17 protein-coding genes are annotated in these 18,852 nt (G+C 64.2%); 8 read left to right on the forward strand and 9 right to left on the reverse strand.

Going from position 1 to position 18,852, the window contains the following annotated elements:
- The first annotated feature begins 263 nt into the window (after positions 1-263).
- From ggt to E1748_RS11995, 4 genes are all read left to right on the forward strand, one after another.
- The gene (ggt, locus tag E1748_RS11980; protein WP_133647463.1) at positions 264-1,901 is read left to right on the forward strand and encodes a gamma-glutamyltransferase; all 1,638 of its coding nucleotides are present in this window, start codon (positions 264-266) and stop codon (positions 1,899-1,901) included.
- Positions 1,902-2,054: 153 nt separating this feature from the next.
- On the forward strand, positions 2,055-3,395 hold the full coding sequence (locus tag E1748_RS11985) for an MFS transporter (RefSeq protein WP_133647464.1): 1,341 nt from the start codon (positions 2,055-2,057) through the stop codon (positions 3,393-3,395).
- A 319-nt stretch (positions 3,396-3,714) separates the two neighbouring features.
- Positions 3,715-4,542: a ferritin-like domain-containing protein gene (locus E1748_RS11990; RefSeq protein WP_420819318.1), complete on the forward strand. Its 828-nt coding sequence runs from the start codon at positions 3,715-3,717 to the stop codon at positions 4,540-4,542.
- Positions 4,543-4,659: 117 nt separating this feature from the next.
- Positions 4,660-5,184: a hypothetical protein gene (locus E1748_RS11995; RefSeq protein WP_133647466.1), complete on the forward strand. Its 525-nt coding sequence runs from the start codon at positions 4,660-4,662 to the stop codon at positions 5,182-5,184.
- 70 nt (positions 5,185-5,254) lie between these two features.
- Here E1748_RS11995 and E1748_RS12000 read toward each other — a convergent pair whose 3' ends face one another.
- The 4 genes from E1748_RS12000 to E1748_RS12015 form a co-directional block, all read right to left on the reverse strand.
- Positions 5,255-6,787, reverse strand: coding sequence for a DEAD/DEAH box helicase (locus E1748_RS12000; protein WP_133647467.1), 1,533 nt, complete (start codon positions 6,785-6,787; stop codon positions 5,255-5,257).
- 203 nt (positions 6,788-6,990) lie between these two features.
- Positions 6,991-7,611 carry a PAQR family membrane homeostasis protein TrhA gene (gene trhA, locus E1748_RS12005; protein WP_133647468.1) on the reverse strand — a complete coding sequence of 207 codons (621 nt, stop codon included), beginning with the start codon at positions 7,609-7,611 and terminating at the stop codon, positions 6,991-6,993.
- Between the two features lie 111 nt (positions 7,612-7,722).
- Positions 7,723-9,021, reverse strand: coding sequence for a c-type cytochrome (locus E1748_RS12010; protein WP_133647469.1), 1,299 nt, complete (start codon positions 9,019-9,021; stop codon positions 7,723-7,725).
- A gap of 21 nt (positions 9,022-9,042) precedes the next feature.
- Positions 9,043-9,774: a c-type cytochrome gene (locus E1748_RS12015; protein ID WP_133649328.1), complete on the reverse strand. Its 732-nt coding sequence runs from the start codon at positions 9,772-9,774 to the stop codon at positions 9,043-9,045.
- Between the two features lie 462 nt (positions 9,775-10,236).
- Here E1748_RS12015 and copC point away from each other — a divergent pair, with 462 nt between their 5' ends.
- A complete protein-coding gene (gene copC / locus E1748_RS12020) occupies positions 10,237-10,617 on the forward strand; it encodes a copper homeostasis periplasmic binding protein CopC (protein WP_133647470.1) in 381 nt (126 codons plus the stop codon).
- Positions 10,614-11,543 (forward strand): CopD family protein, encoded by a 930-nt coding sequence (locus E1748_RS12025; protein ID WP_133647471.1) that lies wholly within the window; start codon positions 10,614-10,616, stop codon positions 11,541-11,543. Before copC ends, E1748_RS12025 begins: the two co-directional genes overlap by 4 nt.
- A 147-nt stretch (positions 11,544-11,690) precedes the next feature.
- Here the strand turns inward: E1748_RS12025 and E1748_RS12030 are convergent, their stop codons facing one another.
- The 4 genes from E1748_RS12030 to dgoD all read right to left on the reverse strand — a co-directional run bounded on the left by E1748_RS12030 (position 11,691) and on the right by dgoD (position 15,082).
- A complete protein-coding gene (locus tag E1748_RS12030; protein WP_133647472.1) occupies positions 11,691-11,906 on the reverse strand; it encodes a YodC family protein in 216 nt (71 codons plus the stop codon).
- A gap of 39 nt (positions 11,907-11,945) precedes the next feature.
- Positions 11,946-12,248 (reverse strand): hypothetical protein, encoded by a 303-nt coding sequence (locus E1748_RS12035; protein WP_133647473.1) that lies wholly within the window; start codon positions 12,246-12,248, stop codon positions 11,946-11,948.
- Between the two features lie 231 nt (positions 12,249-12,479).
- A complete protein-coding gene (locus E1748_RS12040; protein WP_133647474.1) occupies positions 12,480-13,826 on the reverse strand; it encodes an MFS transporter in 1,347 nt (448 codons plus the stop codon).
- A 107-nt stretch (positions 13,827-13,933) separates the two neighbouring features.
- On the reverse strand, positions 13,934-15,082 hold the full coding sequence (gene dgoD, locus E1748_RS12045; protein ID WP_133647475.1) for a galactonate dehydratase: 1,149 nt from the start codon (positions 15,080-15,082) through the stop codon (positions 13,934-13,936).
- Positions 15,083-15,328: 246 nt separating this feature from the next.
- Between dgoD and E1748_RS12050 the strand changes: the two genes are divergently transcribed.
- Complete coding sequence (locus tag E1748_RS12050; protein ID WP_133647476.1) at positions 15,329-16,006, forward strand: FadR/GntR family transcriptional regulator; 678 nt, start codon at positions 15,329-15,331, stop codon at positions 16,004-16,006.
- Between the two features lie 23 nt (positions 16,007-16,029).
- Here E1748_RS12050 and E1748_RS12055 read toward each other — a convergent pair whose 3' ends face one another.
- Positions 16,030-17,406 carry a tetratricopeptide repeat protein gene (locus E1748_RS12055; protein ID WP_133647477.1) on the reverse strand — a complete coding sequence of 459 codons (1,377 nt, stop codon included), beginning with the start codon at positions 17,404-17,406 and terminating at the stop codon, positions 16,030-16,032.
- 301 nt (positions 17,407-17,707) lie between these two features.
- On the opposite strand from E1748_RS12055, the gene serC reads away from it, so the two are divergent.
- Complete coding sequence (gene serC, locus E1748_RS12060) at positions 17,708-18,829, forward strand: 3-phosphoserine/phosphohydroxythreonine transaminase (RefSeq protein WP_133647478.1); 1,122 nt, start codon at positions 17,708-17,710, stop codon at positions 18,827-18,829.
- The last annotated feature ends 23 nt before the right edge of the window (positions 18,830-18,852 follow it).

Raw genomic sequence — 18,852 nt, forward strand, 5'->3', positions numbered from 1 at the left:
CGAAGTGCGGGTATTGTAAGACCTTCGCTTGGGTTGTTTGCCGACTTGCGCGACGTCGTGCGCCCCATTCGCGACTTATTCAGACTGCCAGCTCATTTATTCATTTGATAAATGAATTTGTTTTTGGCTACAGTTCGCGCTGCAATTCTGGATTCACCGAATTCACCGAATTCACCGAATTCACCCAATTCACCGATTTCCCCCCGCTTCGGCTCCATCCAGCAGCGCCTCGCGCCGCCATCCGCTTTTCGAGAGCATTCGACATGACGTCCTTCAACTGGCAAAACCCGTATCCGACTCCGCGTCTCCCCGTGTTCGCGCGCAACATCGTTTCGACCTCGCATCCGCTTGCGGCACAGGCGGGACTCCGCATGCTGTGGAAGGGCGGCAATGCCGTCGATGCGGCGATCGCGGCGGCCGCGGCGATTACCGTCGTCGAGCCGGTGTCGTGCGGTCTCGGTGGCGACGCGTTCGCGCTGGTGTGGGACGGCGCGAAGCTGCACGGGCTGAACGCGTCGGGCGTATCGCCGGCCGCGTGGAACGTCGACTACTTCAAGCGCAAATACGGCGAGGAGAACGGCCTCGCGATCCAGCCGAAACGCGGCTGGGACGCGGTGACGGTGCCCGGCGTGATCGCCGGCTGGGAAGCGTTGCACAGCAAGTTCGGTTCGCTGCCGTTCGCGGATTTGATGGAGCCGGCCATCGAGATCGCCGAGCGCGGTCACGCGGTCGCGAGCATCGTCGCGTACAAGTGGGCGGCGGCCGTGCCCGAGTTGAAGGATCAGCCCGGCTTCGCGCAGACGTTCATGCCGCGCGGCCGAGCGCCGGAAGTCAGCGAACTGGTGCGCTTTCCCGGCCACGCGAAGACGCTGCGCCGGATCGCCGAACAGGGACCGCGCGCCTACTACGAAGGCGAAATCGCTGAACAAATCGCCGCGTTCGCGCGCGAGGGCGGCGGCGCGTTGACGCTCGACGATCTGCGCAACTATCGCGCCGACTGGGTCGAGCCGATCGGCAAGGATTATCGCGGCTACACCGTCCATGAGATTCCGCCGAACGGTCAGGGGATTGCCGCGCTGATCGCGCTCGGCATCCTCGATCAGTTCGACGTGAGCGCGCTGACTGTCGACAACATCGAGTCGCAGCATCTGCAGATCGAAGCGATGAAGCTCGCGTTCGCCGACGTCTATCGCTATGTTGCCGATCCGCGCTCGATGGATGTGACACCCGAGCAGATGCTCGACGACGCGTACCTGAAGTCGCGCGCGAAGCTGATCGATCCGAAGCGCGCGACGCATTTCGACTTCGGCATGCCGCCGGCGGGCGGGACGATCTACATGTCCGTGGCCGACGAGCGCGGCATGATGGTGAGCTTCATCCAGTCGAACTATATGGGCTTCGGCTCCGGCATCGTGGTGCCGGACAGCGGCATCTCGTTGCAGAACCGCGGCTGCGGTTTCTCGATGGATCCGAAGTCGCCGAATGTGGTCGAGGGCGGCAAGCGGCCGTTCCACACGATCATTCCGGCGTTCCTCACGCAGCAGGTCGACGGTCGCCAGGAAGCGGTAATGAGCTTCGGCGTGATGGGCGGCGACATGCAGCCGCAGGGGCATCTGCAATCGATCGTGCGGATGCTCGACTACGGTCAGCAGCCGCAGGCGGCATGCGATGCGCCGCGCTGGAAGGTCAACCGCGACTTCACGATCGATGTCGAATCGACGCTCGATGCCAACACCGCACGCGCACTCGAGGGGCTCGGTCACACGATCAAATCCGTCGACGATCCGTACATGGACTTCGGCTCCGGCCAGTACATCTGGAAGCTCGACCGCAACGAGCCGGAACGCGGCTATGTCGCCGCGAGCGATAGCCGTCGCGACGGGCTCGCCGCAGGGTTCTGATTTCGCCGCACCGGTTGTCCAGCCGCGCGACGCATTTGCAGCGTCGCGCGCTCGGGCCATCCGGTGCGCCTGCGATCGAACTCGCATCGCACAACTTCGTATCCGCGTATTTGCATTAACCCCGCTCGTTTCGAAGCAGGGAGGAGACCTCGCATGACCTTTTCCACGCCGCCGTCCGCATCGGCCGACGCTTACCCTGCTGCTGCGCCGCTGTCGCGCAGCATGGTCCGGCGCATCGTGTTTTCGTCGTCCGTCGGCAATGCGCTCGAATGGTTCGACTTCCTCGTCTACGGCTATTTCGCGTCGATCATCGCGAAGCAGTTCTTCCCGACCCACGACGAATGGCTGTCGACGATCCTCGCGATCGCCACCTTCAGCATCTCGTTCCTGATGCGTCCGTTCGGCGCGGTGGTGCTCGGCATCTATGGCGACCGCAAGGGCCGCAAGGCCGCGCTCACGCTCGCGATCGCATTGATGATGGTCGGCACGTTCACCATGGCGGTGATGCCGTCGTATGCGGTAATCGGCATCGCGGCACCGATACTCGTGCTGCTCGCGCGGCTCGTGCAGGGCTTTGCAGTAGGCGGCGAATTCGGCAGCGCGACCGCGTTCATGGTCGAGCACAGCACGTCGCGACGCGGCTATTACGCGAGCTGGCAGTTCGCGAGCCAGGGTCTCGCGGCGATCACTGCGGCGGCATTCGGTTCGCTGCTGACCGCGTGGCTGCCGGCCGAATCGCTGACGAGCTGGGGCTGGCGCGTGCCGTTTGTGTTCGGTCTGCTGGTCGGGCCCGTCGGCTACTACATCCGCTCGCATCTCGACGAGACACCCGAGTTCGTCGCGGCGCAGCGCGAGCGTGCGAATGCCGCGAAGGCTGACGGCGAGGTCGAGCAGAAGGGCGTGTCGTTCAGCAATCAGTGGGTGAACCTGATTCTGGCGATCGGCATCGTCGCGCAATCGACGGTTGGCGTGTACGTGCTGCAGCTCTACATGCCGATGTATGCGGTCAAGCAATTGCACATGGCCGCGGCTGCGTCGTTCGGTGTCGTCGTGTTGAACGGCGGGCTGCAGTTCCTGCTGTCGCCGGTGATGGGCGCGCTGTCCGACCGCATCGGCCGGATCCGCATCATGCTGACGACGTCGGTGCTGATGGGCGTGCTGATCTATCCGATGTTTGCGTTGCTGGAACGTCATCCGACCATCGGCTGGCTGTTGCTGCTGCAAGGCATGGCCGGCATCTTCAAGGCCGCGTACTCGGGACCGATGCCCGCGCTGATGTCCGAAATCTTCCCGACGCGAGTGCGCTCGACCGGCCTTTCGATCGCTTACAGCATCGGCGTCACGATCTTCGGTGGCTTCGCGCCGACCATAGTAGAGACTTTCATCCATTTAACCGGCGACAAGCTCGCGCCGAGCTATTACGTGCTGACGGCGGCGGTGCTGTCTGGCGTGTCGCTTGCAGTCGTCGGGTGGCGCATGCGTCGCCGGCCCTGATCCCGATACGCAAGGCTTGCGCGCAGCGCGCGCGATACCAGTAGAATCCACAGGCGGCCCGTGATCGGGCCGCCTGTTTTTTATGGATCGTTCGCCTGATGTCTTGCGCCGAAATATTTCAGCAAGGGCTGCCTGGAACTGCCGGGGGGCGGCACGGTCTGTGCTGAGTGATAAGCACATTTGCGTAACACCGTCTAAGATGCAAGATACACACGGGTTACCGATTTCAAGGCGCTGTATCTGACACGGTGGGCGGCCAGGCGAAACGAGGCGTTTAGGCATGCTCCATGAGTCGATATAGCTTTGGGAGCACCAGACAATGCAAACCAGACCCATACACGTAATGCCCTGGCGTATCGAAGATATCGACCTGACCCGCATCAACCGTCAGCGGGCAGTCGCGAACGAGGACCTGCTGCTGCTGCTCTGTGCGGCATCGTTCATCGAAAGCGGTTCGGATCTCTACACGACCAATCTCAGCACGTTCTTTAACGACGACCCCGAAGTGTCGGCATGGCTCAACAGCGAGTGGGAGCCGGAAGAACTCCAGCATGGCCGCGCGCTGAAAACCTACATCGCTTACGTGTGGCCCGAGTTCGATTGGGACACCGCATTCCGCAACTTCTTCGAAGAGTATTCGAAGACCTGCTCGGTCGAGGGCTTCGAAAAATCGCGTGCGCTTGAGATGGTCGCACGCTGCGTCGTCGAGACGGGGACGGCGACGCTTTATCGCGCGATCGGCGAGTGCTCGGACGAGCCGGTGCTGAAAGAAATCACCGACAACATCCGCACCGACGAAGTCCGTCACTACAAGCACTTTTTCAAGTACTTCAAGAAGTACAACAAGATCGAGGGCAACGGTCGCTTCGCCGTGCTCGGTGCGTTGATGCGCCGGGTGATGGAGATCAAGAACGAGGACTCGGAGATCGCGCTGCGTCACGTGTTTGCGATCCGCTATCCGGAGCGCGTGAACGACTCCGCGTATAACCGCGAACGTGCCGCGCGGGTCAATGCGCTCGTGCGTCGCAATCTGTCCGCGGACATGTGCGTGAAGATGCTGCTGAAGCCGCTCGATCTGCCCGCGAAGATTCAGCCCGGTGTTCACTATCCGCTGGCGAAGATCACGCAGCACGTGTTCTTCCGCTGAGCGTGAATGTGCATGCATGCCGACACGAAGCAGGCCGGCATGTCGCATAACGACGAATGGCCCGCAACGCGGGCCATTCTGTTTTACGCACGATCCTGTGAACGAAAGGAACCGACGATGTCCGATGCCGCCGACCGCAAGCACGCGCTCGACCAGCAGACCTTCGATGCATGGCCGCCGTCGCTGCGTACGCTGTTCGACGGTACGTCGCTGACGGAGAAGATGGGTTTCACCGCATCGCTGATGTTCGTCGATGCGAACGGCGACATCCGGACTTCGCTGCTCGGGCTGGGTGAGCTGTATGCGGACGATGCGCGCACACTGTATGTCGCGTTGTGGCCGCAGTCGCGTGCGGCGCGCAGGTTTGCCGAACACGGCGACGCGGGTGGTCGCGCGGCGCTGAGCTTCGTGCTCGACGACGCCTTCTATCAGCTTCGGCTACGGATGATGCCGTTGCCCGCCACGAACGGATCGACGCTCGCGTGTTTCGCGGGAACGCTCGAACGGGGTGAACTGCAGCGCGTCGGCTACGCGCATCTGACGAGCGGCATCACGTTCGAACTCGGTGTCGATCGCGATACGGTGCTTGCACGCTGGCAGACGCAGATCGATGAGTTGAAGCGCGCCGCCGGCCGCGCGTAGTGTGCGGCGGCGTGTGCGCTTTTAGACGGGGGCGTATGCGTCGCACCCGCCACAACCGTAACCGTAACCGTTAGCGTCCGCGCTGTCCGCTGCGCGTAGCACCACGCGGCCCAGCCGGCGCGTTGCCGTGCGAACGGCCGCCGAGCAGCGCACCGGGATTGCCGCCCGCCGCCGGTTTGGCTGGCTTGCGCGGCGCGTGAGTAGCGCCGGCTGCATCGTGTGCGCCGCGATTTTGCGACGGTGCTTTCGGCGCATGAGCAGGCTTGGCACCCGCATGCGACTTCGGTTGCTGCGCGCCGGCGGCCGGCCGCTGACCACCTTGCGATGCCGGCTTCGACGGCTTCGAAGGCTTCGACGACTTCGCAGCACCCTCACGCTTCGGCGCACCCTGACGCGGCGGACGTGCGTCACGCCCACCGCCGCCACCCTGACCGCGACGCAGGATCGGTTCCGGCTTCGCGTTCGGATCCGGCTCGAAGCCCGCGATCACTTCCTGCGGCACCGAGCGCTTGATCAGCTTCTCGATGTCCTTCAGCAACTGCAGTTCGTCGACGCAGACGAGCGAGATCGCTTCGCCCGTCGCACCCGCGCGACCCGTGCGGCCGATCCGGTGCACGTAGTCTTCGGGAACGTTCGGCAAATCGTAGTTCACGACGTGCGGCAGTTGATCGATGTCGATGCCGCGCGCCGCGATGTCGGTCGCGACCAGCACCTGCAGTGTCGCGTCCTTGAACTCGGACAGCGCGCGCGTGCGCGCCGACTGGCTCTTGTTGCCGTGGATCGCGAGCGCGCTGATGCCGTCCTTCGTCAGCTGTTCGGCGAGACGGTTCGCGCCGTGCTTGGTCCGCGTGAACACGAGCACCTGAAACCAGTTGTGCTGCTTGATCAGATGCGTGAGCAGCTCGCGCTTCTTGTCGCGATCGACCGGATGGATTTTCTGCGCGACCAGTTCGGCGGTTGTGTTGCGACGCGCGACTTCGATCAGCGCCGGCGAGTTGAGCAGATTGTCGGCGAGCGTCTTGATCTCGTCCGAGAACGTGGCCGAGAACAGCAGGTTCTGCCGCTTCGGCGGCAGCTTCGCGAGCACGCGCTTGATGTCGTGAATGAAGCCCATGTCGAGCATGCGGTCGGCTTCATCGAGCACGAGGATTTCGAGCTGCGACAGATCGATGGTTTTCTGCTGCATGTGATCGAGCAGACGGCCCGGCGTTGCGACGACAATATCGACGCCGCTGCGCAGCGCACCGATCTGCGGATTGATGCCGACACCGCCGAACATCACCGTCGACTTCAGCTTCAGATACTTGCCGTATGCCCGCACGCTTTCTTCGACCTGCGCGGCGAGTTCGCGCGTAGGCGTGAGGATCAGTGCGCGCACGACGCGCTTGCCCGACGAGTGCGCGGGCATCATCGTGAGGCGCTGGAGGATCGGCAGCGTGAAGCCGGCGGTCTTGCCGGTGCCGGTCTGCGCGCCGGCGAGCAGATCGCCGCCGTTCAGAACGGCCGGGATCGCCTGCAGCTGGATCGGGGTAGGGGTGGTGTAGCCGAGCTCGTTTACGGCACGGACCAGCGGTTCGGACAAGCCGAGGGAATCGAAAGACATAGGGACTCTTTGCAATGCAATTGGGCGACCGGCATCGACGTGGCCGGGAAGTGCGTTCCACGTTCCGACTGACGGAGACGCAGGGCTTCGGCTGTGGGGCCGGTCGCGGGAAAATCGGCGGTACGCGGGTTCGTGTACCGGATGCATCGACGCGCTATGCAGACACGTCGACTGGCGTTAAGTTGCATTCGCCGCGGTGGGCATCACGCGACATAGCGCGCGACGCTGACGAATTGACACAGGCTGCCGGCCAGCACGAACAGGTGCCAGATGCCATGGCCGTGCCGGATGCGCTCATCGTTGATGAAGAAGTAGATACCGGCACTGTAGATGACGCCGCCGGCGACGAGCCATGCGGTTCCCGCGGCCGGCAACGCTTCGACCAGCGGGCGGACGGCGACGAGCGCGAGCCATCCCATCAACACGTACAACACCATCGACACGCTGCGGGTGCGGCGGCCGAGCGTGAGTTCCTGCACGATGCCGAGAGCAGCAAGCCCCCAGCTGACGCCGAACAGCGACCAGCCCCACGGTCCGCGCAACGTGACGAGCGTGAACGGCGTATAGCTGCCGGCGATCAGCAGGTAGATCGCCGAGTGGTCGCACTTCTGGAGAACCGCTTTCAGGCGCGGGTTGCGCACGCTGTGATAGAGCGTCGAGATCGCGTACAGCGTCAGCAGCATCGCGCCGTATACCGCGAAGCTGACGACCTTGTACGCGTCGCCGTCGAGCGCGCCCATCGTGACGAGCGTCGCCAGTCCCACCACCGACAGCACCGCGCCGACGAGGTGGGTAATACTGTTCAGACGCTCTCCAGCATGCACGCTCAGGCTCCTTGTTGTGCTGCGTCGATCATTACTGCCGCAGCCCTGCAAAAAAACGAAGGGCGCGGCCGCGATGGTCGCAGGCCGCGCCCCGGTAGCGTCAAACGCCTTTTAGTCGAGCGGCGCCGAACGCAGGTCGCTCACCTGCTGCGGCGACACCGCCGTGCCGTGGTTGCCCCACGTCTGACGGATGTACGTGACGACGGCTGCAACTTCCTGATTCGACAGCGACTGCGCGAACGGCGGCATCCCGTACGGCTTCGGATTGCCACCCGTGCTCGGCGGGTAACCGCCGTTCAGTACCATGCGGATCGGGTTCACAGCCGACGGCATCTGGATCGACGGATTGTTCGCGAGCGGCGGGAAGTTCGGCGGCATGCCGAGACCGTTCGCCGAGTGACACTTCGCGCAGTTGTCCAGATAGATCTTCTTGCCTTGCTGCGACAGCTCGTTGCCGAACTGCGGCGACGTCTGCAACTGCATGGTCTCAGGCGCTTCGCTCTTCTGCGGGATCGTCTTCAGATACGTCGCCATCGCACGGATGTCGTCGTCCGACAGATACTGCAAGCTGTTGTGCACGACTTCGGCCATCGGGCCGAACACCGCGCCGCGTTCCGACACGCCGGTCTTCAGCAGATCGGAGATGTCCTTCAGGTCCCAGTCGCCGAGGCCGGCTTCCTTGTTCGACGTCAGCGACGGTGCGTACCAGTTCTGCAGCGGGATCAGGCCGCCGGCAAACGCTGCCGAATTGACCGGACCGCCCATCAGGTTGATCGACGTGTGGCACATCGCGCAGTGACCGAGACCGTCGACCAGATACGCGCCGCGATTCCACTCGACCGACTTCGTCGGATCCGGCTTGTACTCGCCTTCACGGAAGAACAGCGTACGCCAGCCGATCAGCAGGTTGCGGTTGTTGAACGGGAACTTGAGTTCATGCGGACGGCTCGGCACCGACACCGGCGGAACCGAACGCAGGTACGCGTAGATCGCGTCCGAATCGGCGCGCGTGACCTTCGTGTAGCTCGTGAACGGGAAGCCCGGATAGAGCAGGCTGCCGTCCTTCGAACGGCCCGTGTGCATCGCGCGGTAGAAGTCGTCCTGGCTCCACTTGCCGATGCCGTCCTGGTCGTCAGGCGTGATGTTCGGCGTGAACATCGTGCCGAACGGCGTGGCCATCGGCAGGCCGCCGGCGAATTCCTTGCCGCCGCGAACCGTGTGGCAGGCGATACAGTCGCCGGCGCGGGCGAGGTACTCGCCCTTCTTGATCAGCGCGGCCTGGTCGGCGGGCGTGGCTGCGACGGCCGAGCCGTTGTGCAGGTTGTCGCCACCCGACCACAGGACGGGGACGAGCGCGGCGGCTGCAACAACGATGACAGCCGAAAGGGCGAACAGGGACTTGCGTTTCATTTGAGTATCTCTCCCGGTGCCTTATTGCGGTTCGCTGCCGCAGGCAAGCGGAGTCTTCATCGAGCGGGCCGGTGCCGGCACGGGGTTTTGCGGCGCCGACTGCGACGACAGCCACGTGGCGACGGCGTTCACGTCGTCGTCGGTGAGGCGCGTGGCGATTTCGTGCATGCAGTCAGGGGCGATTGCGTGACGCGAGCCCGAACGCCATGCGCCGAGCTGCGCGCTGATGTAGTCGGCGTGCAGACCGACGAGGCCCGGAATGGCTGGTTGCATACCGGTCAGCGCCTTGCCGTGACACGCGGCGCACGCGGGGATCTGCCGCGACGCGTCGCCGTTCAGCACGATCTCGCGACCGCGCGCGACGACCGATGCCGGTGCGGTCGGCTTGGCCGGCGCCGGGTACGGCGGACGCTGCTGCGAGAAGTACGTCGCGATCTGATGCAGGTAGTCGTCAGAGAGGTACGTGACGAGGTAGTTCATCGGCGGGTACTTGCGGCGGCCTTCGCGGAAATTCTGCAGCTGGTTGTACAGATAGTCGGCCGGCTTGCCCGCGAGACGCGGGAAGTAATCGTTGTCCGTCCCCTGCCCATGCACACCGTGGCAAGCGGTGCAGCCTTGCACGCGCGCTTCCATCGTATCGGGGGCCTTGGGTTGGGTCTGCGCATTCGCAGCGCTATAGACGCCTGCGCTGCCGATCAACAGAAGGGCGAGCAGCGGGCGGAAAATGCGTCTTGAAGACACGCGTAACTCCATCATTAACGGGGACCTGACCGAACTTCGAGCGGCTCGGTGAGAAAAGGTAGCCGGCGCTGCGGCGACGCAGCATTCTATCATCGATGAGTGATGGTGACTATTTGCCCAGGCCGACGCGGTTTGGTCATCAAGCGTCTATGCGACAGTTTGACGCAGAGACTTTTGCGTCGCGCGGAAGGGCGTGCGCCGGGCCGGACAGTGCTGCGGTGAATCGCGCGATGCGCGAGACGCGAAGAACCTCGCGCACATGAGCCGGGCCCGCGTTCTGCGTCGCGCCACGGCGGCCCGCGCACGATGAGTGAACCGATGCGCCGCGCAGCCATCGAAGCGTACACTCGATGATTCCCGGCAGCGGTTGAGTGGGGCTTTCGCGCCCGGTTCCTCGATGCCTGCACGCTCCTTCGTTTCGCCTTTCAGACTGCTTTTAATCTGCTCTTCAACTTCGTTCTCCCCGGATTCCCCATGTCTACCTTCGCTTCGTTTCGCCCGTTCGTGCGGGCGCTCGCAACCGGCGCCGCAGCGCTCGCCGTCGCGTCGACTGCTTTTGCGCACGCATTGCCCGTGTCGCGCGAACCCGCGCCGGACACCGAAGTCGCCGCACCGACCCAGGTGACGATCCACTTCAGCGAGCCGCTCGAGCCCGCGTTCAGCAAGATCGTCGTCGACGATGCGGCCGGCAAGCCGGTCGGCGCCGGTCCGTCGGCGGTCGATGCGAACGACCGCAAGACGATGCACGCGCCGCTCACGACTGCACTTGCGGCGGGCCGCTACACGGTGCACTGGAATGCCGTGGCCACCGACGGCCATCGCACGCAGGGCGACTACGCGTTCACCGTCAAATGAGCGTGGATGGTCTGTGGATCGGGCAGGTCGCGATGGCCGCGCTCATGAATGTCGCGTTTGCGTTTGCACTCGGTTCGGCTTTTCTCGCCGCGTGGCTCGCGGACGCGGCACGCACGCCAGCGTCGCCGGCGCGTCCGGCTGCGCAGCGCGCACAACGTTCGATGGTGGCCGCAGCCAGCGTGCTGGTGCTCGCGGATCTCGGCTGGCTCTGGTATCAGGGCGCGTCGATGAGCGGCAGCGCGTTGTCCGACGGGCTCGACGCCGTGCCGACCGTGCTTGCGCAAACGCACGTCGGTCATGGCTGGAGCGTCGCGTTCGCCGGCGCGGTCGTGCTGCTGCTGACCTCGCTCGCGCAGGGCGGCACGTTGCGCAACGCGGTGCTGGGGCTCGCCGCGATCGCGATCGCGGCCGGCAAGGCATCGCTGGGTCACGCGGCCGATGCGGGCGTTGTGTCGCCGGCGATCGGCGTGCAGACGCTGCACATTCTCGCGACCGGCCTGTGGGGCGGACTCGTGCTGGCGGCCGGACTCTCGGTCTTGCCGGCGCTCGGCGCATCGACTGCGCGCGGCGTGCTGATCCGCACGGCGACGCAACTGTCGGGCACCGCGCTGGTGGCATTCGTGTTCGTGATCGCAACCGGCGCGTTCAACGCTGTGCGCGGCTCGGGCGGTTCGCTCGACGCGATCGCGCACAGCACGTGGGGTCACGTGTTGATCCTGAAGCTCGTACTGGTTGCGCTGGCGCTGCTGTTCGGCGCGCTGAACCGTCTGTCGGCGTTGCCGCGTCTGCGCCGTACCGCATCGACGATGGACGCGCACACGTTCGTCAATCTCGTGTACTTCGAGGCGTTCGCGATGATCGGTGTGTTCGTCGCGGCTGCTGCGCTGGCGCACAGCGTGCCGGCGTTTGCGGCACTGGGCGGGTGAGGCATTGTTCACGTTTGGGTGGCAACGCGCGACGCGCTGCTACCCGGCGCGTACCCAACCCCACGCACAAAAATACGCCGCACAGCGCAAGCCATGCGGCGCAAACACACGGTCGCCCGGCGGGGAGCCGGCCCCCGGTACTACCCGTTATGCGACGAGTGCGTCGTGCACCCGTTCCAGCGTTGCGCCCGGAAACATCTCCTGTTGCAGTTCGCCGTCGTCGTCGAACCACTGGCAGATCAGCCAGGTGCCCGGCGCGAACAGCACGGGGCCGACCCACGTGGCGGTCATCGGGCGGCCGCCCGATTTCAGCGTGAGCACGTCGCCGGCGCGGTAAGCGAAGTCGAAAGTGGCGTGGTTCATGAGCGTGAGATCCGTCGGAGATCGCGGGCGGCTACTGAACTACTCGTAGCCGAGCTTGTGGCCGACGATCGGCGCGGCGAACAGCGCGAGCGCGCCGCCGACGATCTTGCCTTCCAGTTCCGCGGCCGCGACGCGCGCGCCGTACAGATGGGTCAGCACGTCGAAGAGCTGCGGCAGACAGTAGAGCGCGACCGCGCCGATGAAGCACTTGTCGACGAACGCGATACGCCAGCCGCGCTCGTAAGCGACGATCGCAGCGATCACGCGCAGCACCGCGAACACCACCAGGGTGCCGACTGCCGCCTGTTCGCGGATCAGATAGTCGGGAAGAAATTCGCCCATTGCCTGCCTCTCGAATATTTATGACTGTTCGAGGACAGTTGAGCAAGGAGTGGGCCAAGCGTGAAGGCGGAGTGGCGTTGCCGAAAGAAAAGCCTTGTGGGACAAGGCTTTACGGCAAGCAGAAGAGGGCGGACAAACGCCGCAAAGACCTTTCCAGCCGTCGACGTTACGTAACTCGAAGCGGCTCCGGAACGCTGCCCGTAACACGCGCCGAAGCGCGCAAAGACGCAGCTATTCGATCCGCTCGATCCGTCCGACGACGAACAGATACGACAGCGCGCCCACCAGCCCGACCGCGCTCATGAAGACGAGCGCCGGCGCGAAGTCGTCGCCTTTCACGAGCAGGCCGATCACGATCGGCACGCAGATCGACGACAGGTTGCCCATCAGGTTGAACATGCCGCCGGTGAGGCCGAGCAGTTCCTTCTTCGCCATCGACGACACGAGCACCCACGTGATCGACGAAAACCCGCTGCCGAAAAACGCGATCGCCATGAAGACGATCACCATCGCCGGCGTGCTCACGAAGTTCGCGCCGACGATCGCGGTCGACAGCAGCAGCCCCGCGACGATCGGCACCTTGCGCGCGACCGTCGCCGATGCGCCGCGCCGGATCATCCAGTCGGACAGCAGACCCGACGACAGAATCCCGACGAACGCCGCGAGAAACGGCACCGACGCCATGAAGCCCGCCTTCAGGAAATCCATGTGGCGGTATTTGACGAGGTAGGTCGGGAACCACGTGAGAAAAAACCACAGCGTCGACGTCACGGCGATCTGGCCGACATACACGCCCCACAGTCGACGGTTGCCGAGCACCGCGCGCCAGTCGGCGGCGGTATAGCGGCGGCGTTCCTGACGAAGCGAGCCGCCCGGCTCACTCAGATCGACGAGCCCGCCGCCCGCGCGGATCGTGTCGAGTTCCTGCTGGTTGACACCGCGCGCCGCACCTGGCTCGCGATAGAGCGCATACCAGACGAACGCCCACAGCACGCCCACGCCGCCCGTCAGCACGAACACGCCGTGCCAGCCGAAGTGTTCCTGCGTGAGGACGAGTGCCGGCGTCAGGAACGCGAGGCCGACGTACTGACCCGACGTGTAGATCGCGATCGCGCGTGCCCGCTCGCTATCGGGAAACCACGTGGTGACGATGCGGTTCAGCGTCGGATACGCAGGCGCTTCGAGCACGCCGAGCAGCACGCGCAGCGACAGCAGCACGGCGAACGCGCTGGCGAATCCTTGCAGGATCGTCGCGAGCGACCACAGCCCGACGATCGCCGCCATCATCAGCCGGGGACGCGTGCGATCGACGAGCATGCCGCCCGGAATCTGCAGCAGCGCATACGACCAGCCGAACGCGGAGAACACGAGTCCTAGCTGAGCCGGCGACAACTGCAGTTCGCGGCCGATCGCCGTCGCGGCGATCGACAGGTTGCTGCGGTCCAGATACGTGATGACGACGGTGACGAACAGCATCGCGAGCAGTTGATGCCGCTTGCCGGTCGCACGCGGTTGCACGTCAGCGTCAGCGCGGATAGGGGTTGTCTCCACCGGAAGCGTTCTCCTTGTTCTCTGCATGCGGCGACGGCGCGAGGTGCGTGCCGTGCCGCACGTGACATGCCCGACGTGCCGACGCGTTCTCAACACGCGTGGCACGCCGTCTCACAGCATGAGGTGAAACCCGCTCACCACTCCGCAACGCTACCGTCCGCATGACGCCACACCGGATTGCGCCAGCGATGCCCGACCTTCGCCATCTCGCGAACCTTCTCCTCGTTGACTTCAATGCCGAGGCCCGGGCCTTGCGGAATCGTCACCATGCCATCTTCGTACTTGAAGACCTCGGGATTCTTGATGTAGTCGAGCAGGTCGTTGCCCTGGTTGTAGTGAATGCCGAGGCTCTGTTCCTGGATGAACGCGTTGTAGCTGACCGCGTCGATCTGCAGGCAGGTTGCGAGCGCGATCGGCCCGAGCGGGCAGTGCAGCGCGACCGCGACGTCGTACGCTTCGGCCATCGACGCGATCTTGCGGCACTCGGTGATACCGCCCGCGTGCGACGCGTCCGGCTGGATGATGTCGACGTAACCGCCCGCGAGGATGTGCTTGAAGTCCCAGCGCGAGTAAAGACGCTCGCCGAGCGCGATCGGCGTGCTGGTCTGGTTGACGATGTCGCGCAGCGCCTCGACGTTCTCCGACAGCACCGGCTCTTCGATGAACATCAGCTTGTACGGGTCGAGTTCCTTCGCGAGCACCTTCGCCATCGGCTTGTGCACGCGGCCGTGGAAGTCCACGCCGATACCGACGTTCGGCCCGACCGCTTCGCGCACTGCCGCGACGTTGTTGATGACGCCCTGGACCTTGTCGAAGGTGTCGATGATCTGCAGCTCTTCCGAGCCGTTCATCTTCACCGCCTGGAAGCCGCGCTCGACCACGGCGCGCGCGTTATTCGCGACATCGCTCGGACGGTCGCCGCCGATCCACGAATACACCTTGATGCGATCGCGCACCTGGCCGCCGAGCAGCGCATGCACCGGCACGCCGTGATGCTTGCCCTTGATGTCCCATAACGCCTGGTCGACACCGGCGATCGCGCTCATCGAAATCGGACCGCCGCGATAGAAGCCGGCGCGGTACATCACCTGCCAATGGTCTTCGATCAGCAGCGGGTCCTTGCCGATCAGATAGTCGGACAGCTCGTCGACGGCGGTCGCGACCGTATGCGCACGGCCTTCGACGACCGGTTCGCCCCAGCCCACGATGCCTTCGTCGGTTTCGATCTTCACGAAGCACCAGCGCGGCGGAACGATGAAGGTTTCGATCCGGGTGATTTTCATGGCGGCATCTCCTTGTGTGGCGGCCTTGCGGGGTTCGGTTCAGGTTCGGATTCGGTTTCGACGAACCTCGAGAAATCAGATACTACACAAAATCGGCGCTTGGTACTATTAATAGTACTATTCGGGAAATTACCGCCCGGGCACCGCTGGAATAATCACAGGATCATCGATAATCGGGCCCGTTCGGGTATCGTCCTTTCGTCTGCCTTCCATTGACCGCGCCGCGAGGCGTCACGGAGAACCGCCATTCAGCACGATCTGCACGGCCGCGTCGCACACGATCTCGCGACTGCCATCCTGCGCGGCGACTACGCGCCCGAATCGATCCTGCCGCGCGAAGCCGAACTGATGGACGCGTTCGGCGTGAGTCGCACGGTGTTGCGCGAAGCGCTGCGGACGCTGACGTCGAAAGGGCTGATCGAGTCGCGTCCGCGGGTCGGCACGCGCGTGCGGCCGCGCGCCGCGTGGAATCTGCTCGATGCGGATCTGCTCGAGTGGTATTCGAAGGTCGCGCCGCCGGTCGCGTTCGCGCTGAAGCTGCAGGAGATGCGCGAGATGATCGAGCCGTATGCGGCCGCGCTCGCCGCCGCATCGCATGCGGATGCGACGTTCGCTTCACTCGATGCCGCGCATTCGGCGATGGTCGCCGCACGCAACGTCGACGAATGGGTGCGCGCGGATCTGCGCTTTCACCTGAGCGTGCTGGCCGCGTGCAGCAACGAACTGCTCGTGCCGCTCGGCACGTTGATCGAGCGCACGCTCGAAGCGCAGTTGCGATTGAACGCGAAACGCGCGGACGTGTTCAATGCGTCGCTGGCGGAACACTCGGCGGTGTTCGAAGCGATCCGCGATCGTGACGCGGACGGCGCGCGCCGCGCGATGGCCGCGCTGCTTGGCGTGACGCGCGGGCGGATCGAAGGGTAAGTATCGAAGCGTGAGCGCGCAGGTTACGCGGCGCTCAGCGCCCGCTGCACCGTCCGTTCGAGCAACGCATGGAACCGCTGCCTGATCCGGCCGACGGCTTCGTCCTTGTACGGAAAACTCTCGTTCTTGCCATGCACCAGCATCGTCGCGTTGACCTCGAACACGACGACTTCGCCTGACGGCGTCAGCGCGCAGTCGATCCCGAAGTAGTCGAGACCGATCGCGTCGCGGATCGCGCGCAACGCGGACAGCTGCTGTGTGCCGAACACGCGCCATGGGTCGTCGAGGAAGGCCCGTTCTTCGTCCTGCATCCACGGGCAGTCCGCCATCGGTGTCGTCACGTGATGGATCTTCCACTTGTCGTCGATCGCGAGGTGGTACGGCAGAACGTCATCGCCGACGAAGATAAACCGGTACTTGCGGAAAAAACCGTCTTCGGACCGGTAGTCGACGAACGGCGTGACGTAGCAATGCGCGTCGCCCAGATCGCTCAGGAACGCAACGAGCTGATCGCGATCGTCGATCTTCTCGAAGTCTTCGCCGCCGTGAGTTCCTGCACGTCGAACCAGCAGCGGAACTTTGATCCGGCCATCGTCGAGTGTTTGCAGCAGATCCGCTGCGGGCAATGCGCGCGTGTGCGGAACGACGCAACCCGGGGTGCCCGCAAGACGCGTCGAAATCGACGCGCGGTCCGTGCCGTCGATCAGTCGCGGGTGATTGATCACCGGCCGACCGATACGCTCGGTCAGCGTCTCCACCGTACCCAGAATTGCGCGGCTTTGATCGACATCGGAGACCAGGTTGACGATCACGTCCGCATGCCCGCGCAGCAGATCGATGTCGTACTCGATGTCCTTCAGCACGGTGAAGATGCTGCTTTCGAACGGCGCGCGGCTCACGAAATAATCGGGCGGCGTGTTGCCCGCGCCCGGCGCGAACATCCACAACACGCGGAATGCCGGCGGCGATACCGCGGCGGGCATCGTCCATAAAGGCTTCGCTTCGACTGCGCGGCGATAGGTTGCTGCGGCCTCGTCGTCGAGCCCCAGCATCTGCTCGAGATTGGCGATGCTGTGCAGCAGTTGACCATCATTCGGTTGGAGCACAAGCGCATGCCGGTAATGCACGAGCGCATCGTTGGCCCGGCCCGCGAACGAGTGCGCCAGAGCAAGCCTTCGATGCACTTCGGCACTCGCATGCGGTGTGCTCGCAAGCGGATCGAGCACATCGACCGCTTCGTCGTAACGGCCGCCGAGAATCTGTATCCGCGCAAGTTCGAGGCACGCGATTTCGTGTCGCGGCTCACCGGCGAGCACCTGCCGCAACAGCGGTTCCACGAGATCGAGCTGCCCGTTCTGGGAGTGTGTAGCGGCCTGTAGCAGCAGAGTGTCGAGGGTCATGATGCGCGGAGTCAGGTTTTGAAGGGCGGCATGACGGCGGATCGCCGCAACGGTGATTGATCGAGAATGCGATCACTGGACACAGGGTAGGCAGGGAAGGTCCGACACACCCGCAAGAATGCGAAGGCGCGTCCCGAATTCCGCGTTGCTTACGCGACGCTTTCCTGTTCGCGTGCCGCCACGCATCTTCGTGCCGCGCGTCGCGCCGGACTGTGCCGGGTTCACTCTTCGTTATCGGCAGTGTGTGCACTACCGGTTTCGCTTGAAGCCGGCCACTGAAAACTTTCCAGACGAGGCGCAAATGGACCTTCAGTACAACTTCTCCGGCGGACCCGGCGCGCTTCCGCTGCCCGTCCTCATGCAGGCGCAACAGGCGATCCATGAAGTCCCGGAAGTGGGCCTGTCCATTCTTGGCATCAACCACCGCTCCGACTGGTTCCGCGCAGCGCTCGACGAAGCCGAAGCGAATATCCGTCAGCTGCTCAAGGTGCCCGACAACTATCATGTGCTGTTTCTGCAAGGCGGCAGCACGTTGCAGTTCGCGATGCTCGCGATGAACTTCGGCGGCATCGGCGAACAGCCGCCGTCGTATGTGTCGTCGGGGTACTGGAGTCGCAAGAGCGTGTCGGACTCGGGCGTCGGCGCGCAGATGCGGATTGTGTGGGATGGTGAATCGATGGGCTTTCGCCGGATGCCGAAGGCGTCGGAACTCGACATCGATCCGCGCAGCAGCTACCTGCATTATGTGTCGAACGAAACGGTCGAAGGCTTGCAGACGCATGACGGTCTGTTCGCCGGCGATATCCCCGTGTTCTGCGACATGTCGTCCGATTTCATGTCGCGGCCCATCGACGTGTCCCGCTACGCGATGATCTACGCGCACGCGCAGAAAAACCTCGGACCGGCCGGCGTGACGATTGCGATCCTGCGCGATGACATGGTCGAACGCGCGCAAACCGGGCTGGCCAGCATTCTCGATTACCGGACCCACATCGCCGCGCGGTCGATCTACAACACGCCGCCGGTGTTCTCGCTCTACATCGTGCTGCTGGTCACGCGCTGGATTCGCGAGACATTCGGCAATCTGGAGAACCTCGATGCGGTGAACCGGCGCAAGGCGGATCTGCTCTATCGTGTGATCGATGCCGACTCAGGCATTTACGTCGCGCATGCGGAGCGTGAGTCGCGTTCGTCGATGAACGTTGCGTTCACCTGCCGGACGCCGGAACTCACCGCGCAATTTCTGCGTGAGGCGCAGGCGGCGGGTTTGCATGGGCTGGACGGTCACCGGTCGATCGGCGGTGTGCGCGCATCGCTGTACAACGCGCTGACCGAGCACGAGGCTCGCGTGCTGGCTTCATTCATGGAACGCTTCTCCGAGCGGCACGCGGCCGTACGCGAGCTTTCTCTCGCAGAAGCGTAGACGCATAGACGTATCGCGGCGGA

The organism is Paraburkholderia flava, from assembly GCF_004359985.1.
GTDB classification, from domain to species: Bacteria; Pseudomonadota; Gammaproteobacteria; order Burkholderiales; family Burkholderiaceae; genus Paraburkholderia; species Paraburkholderia flava.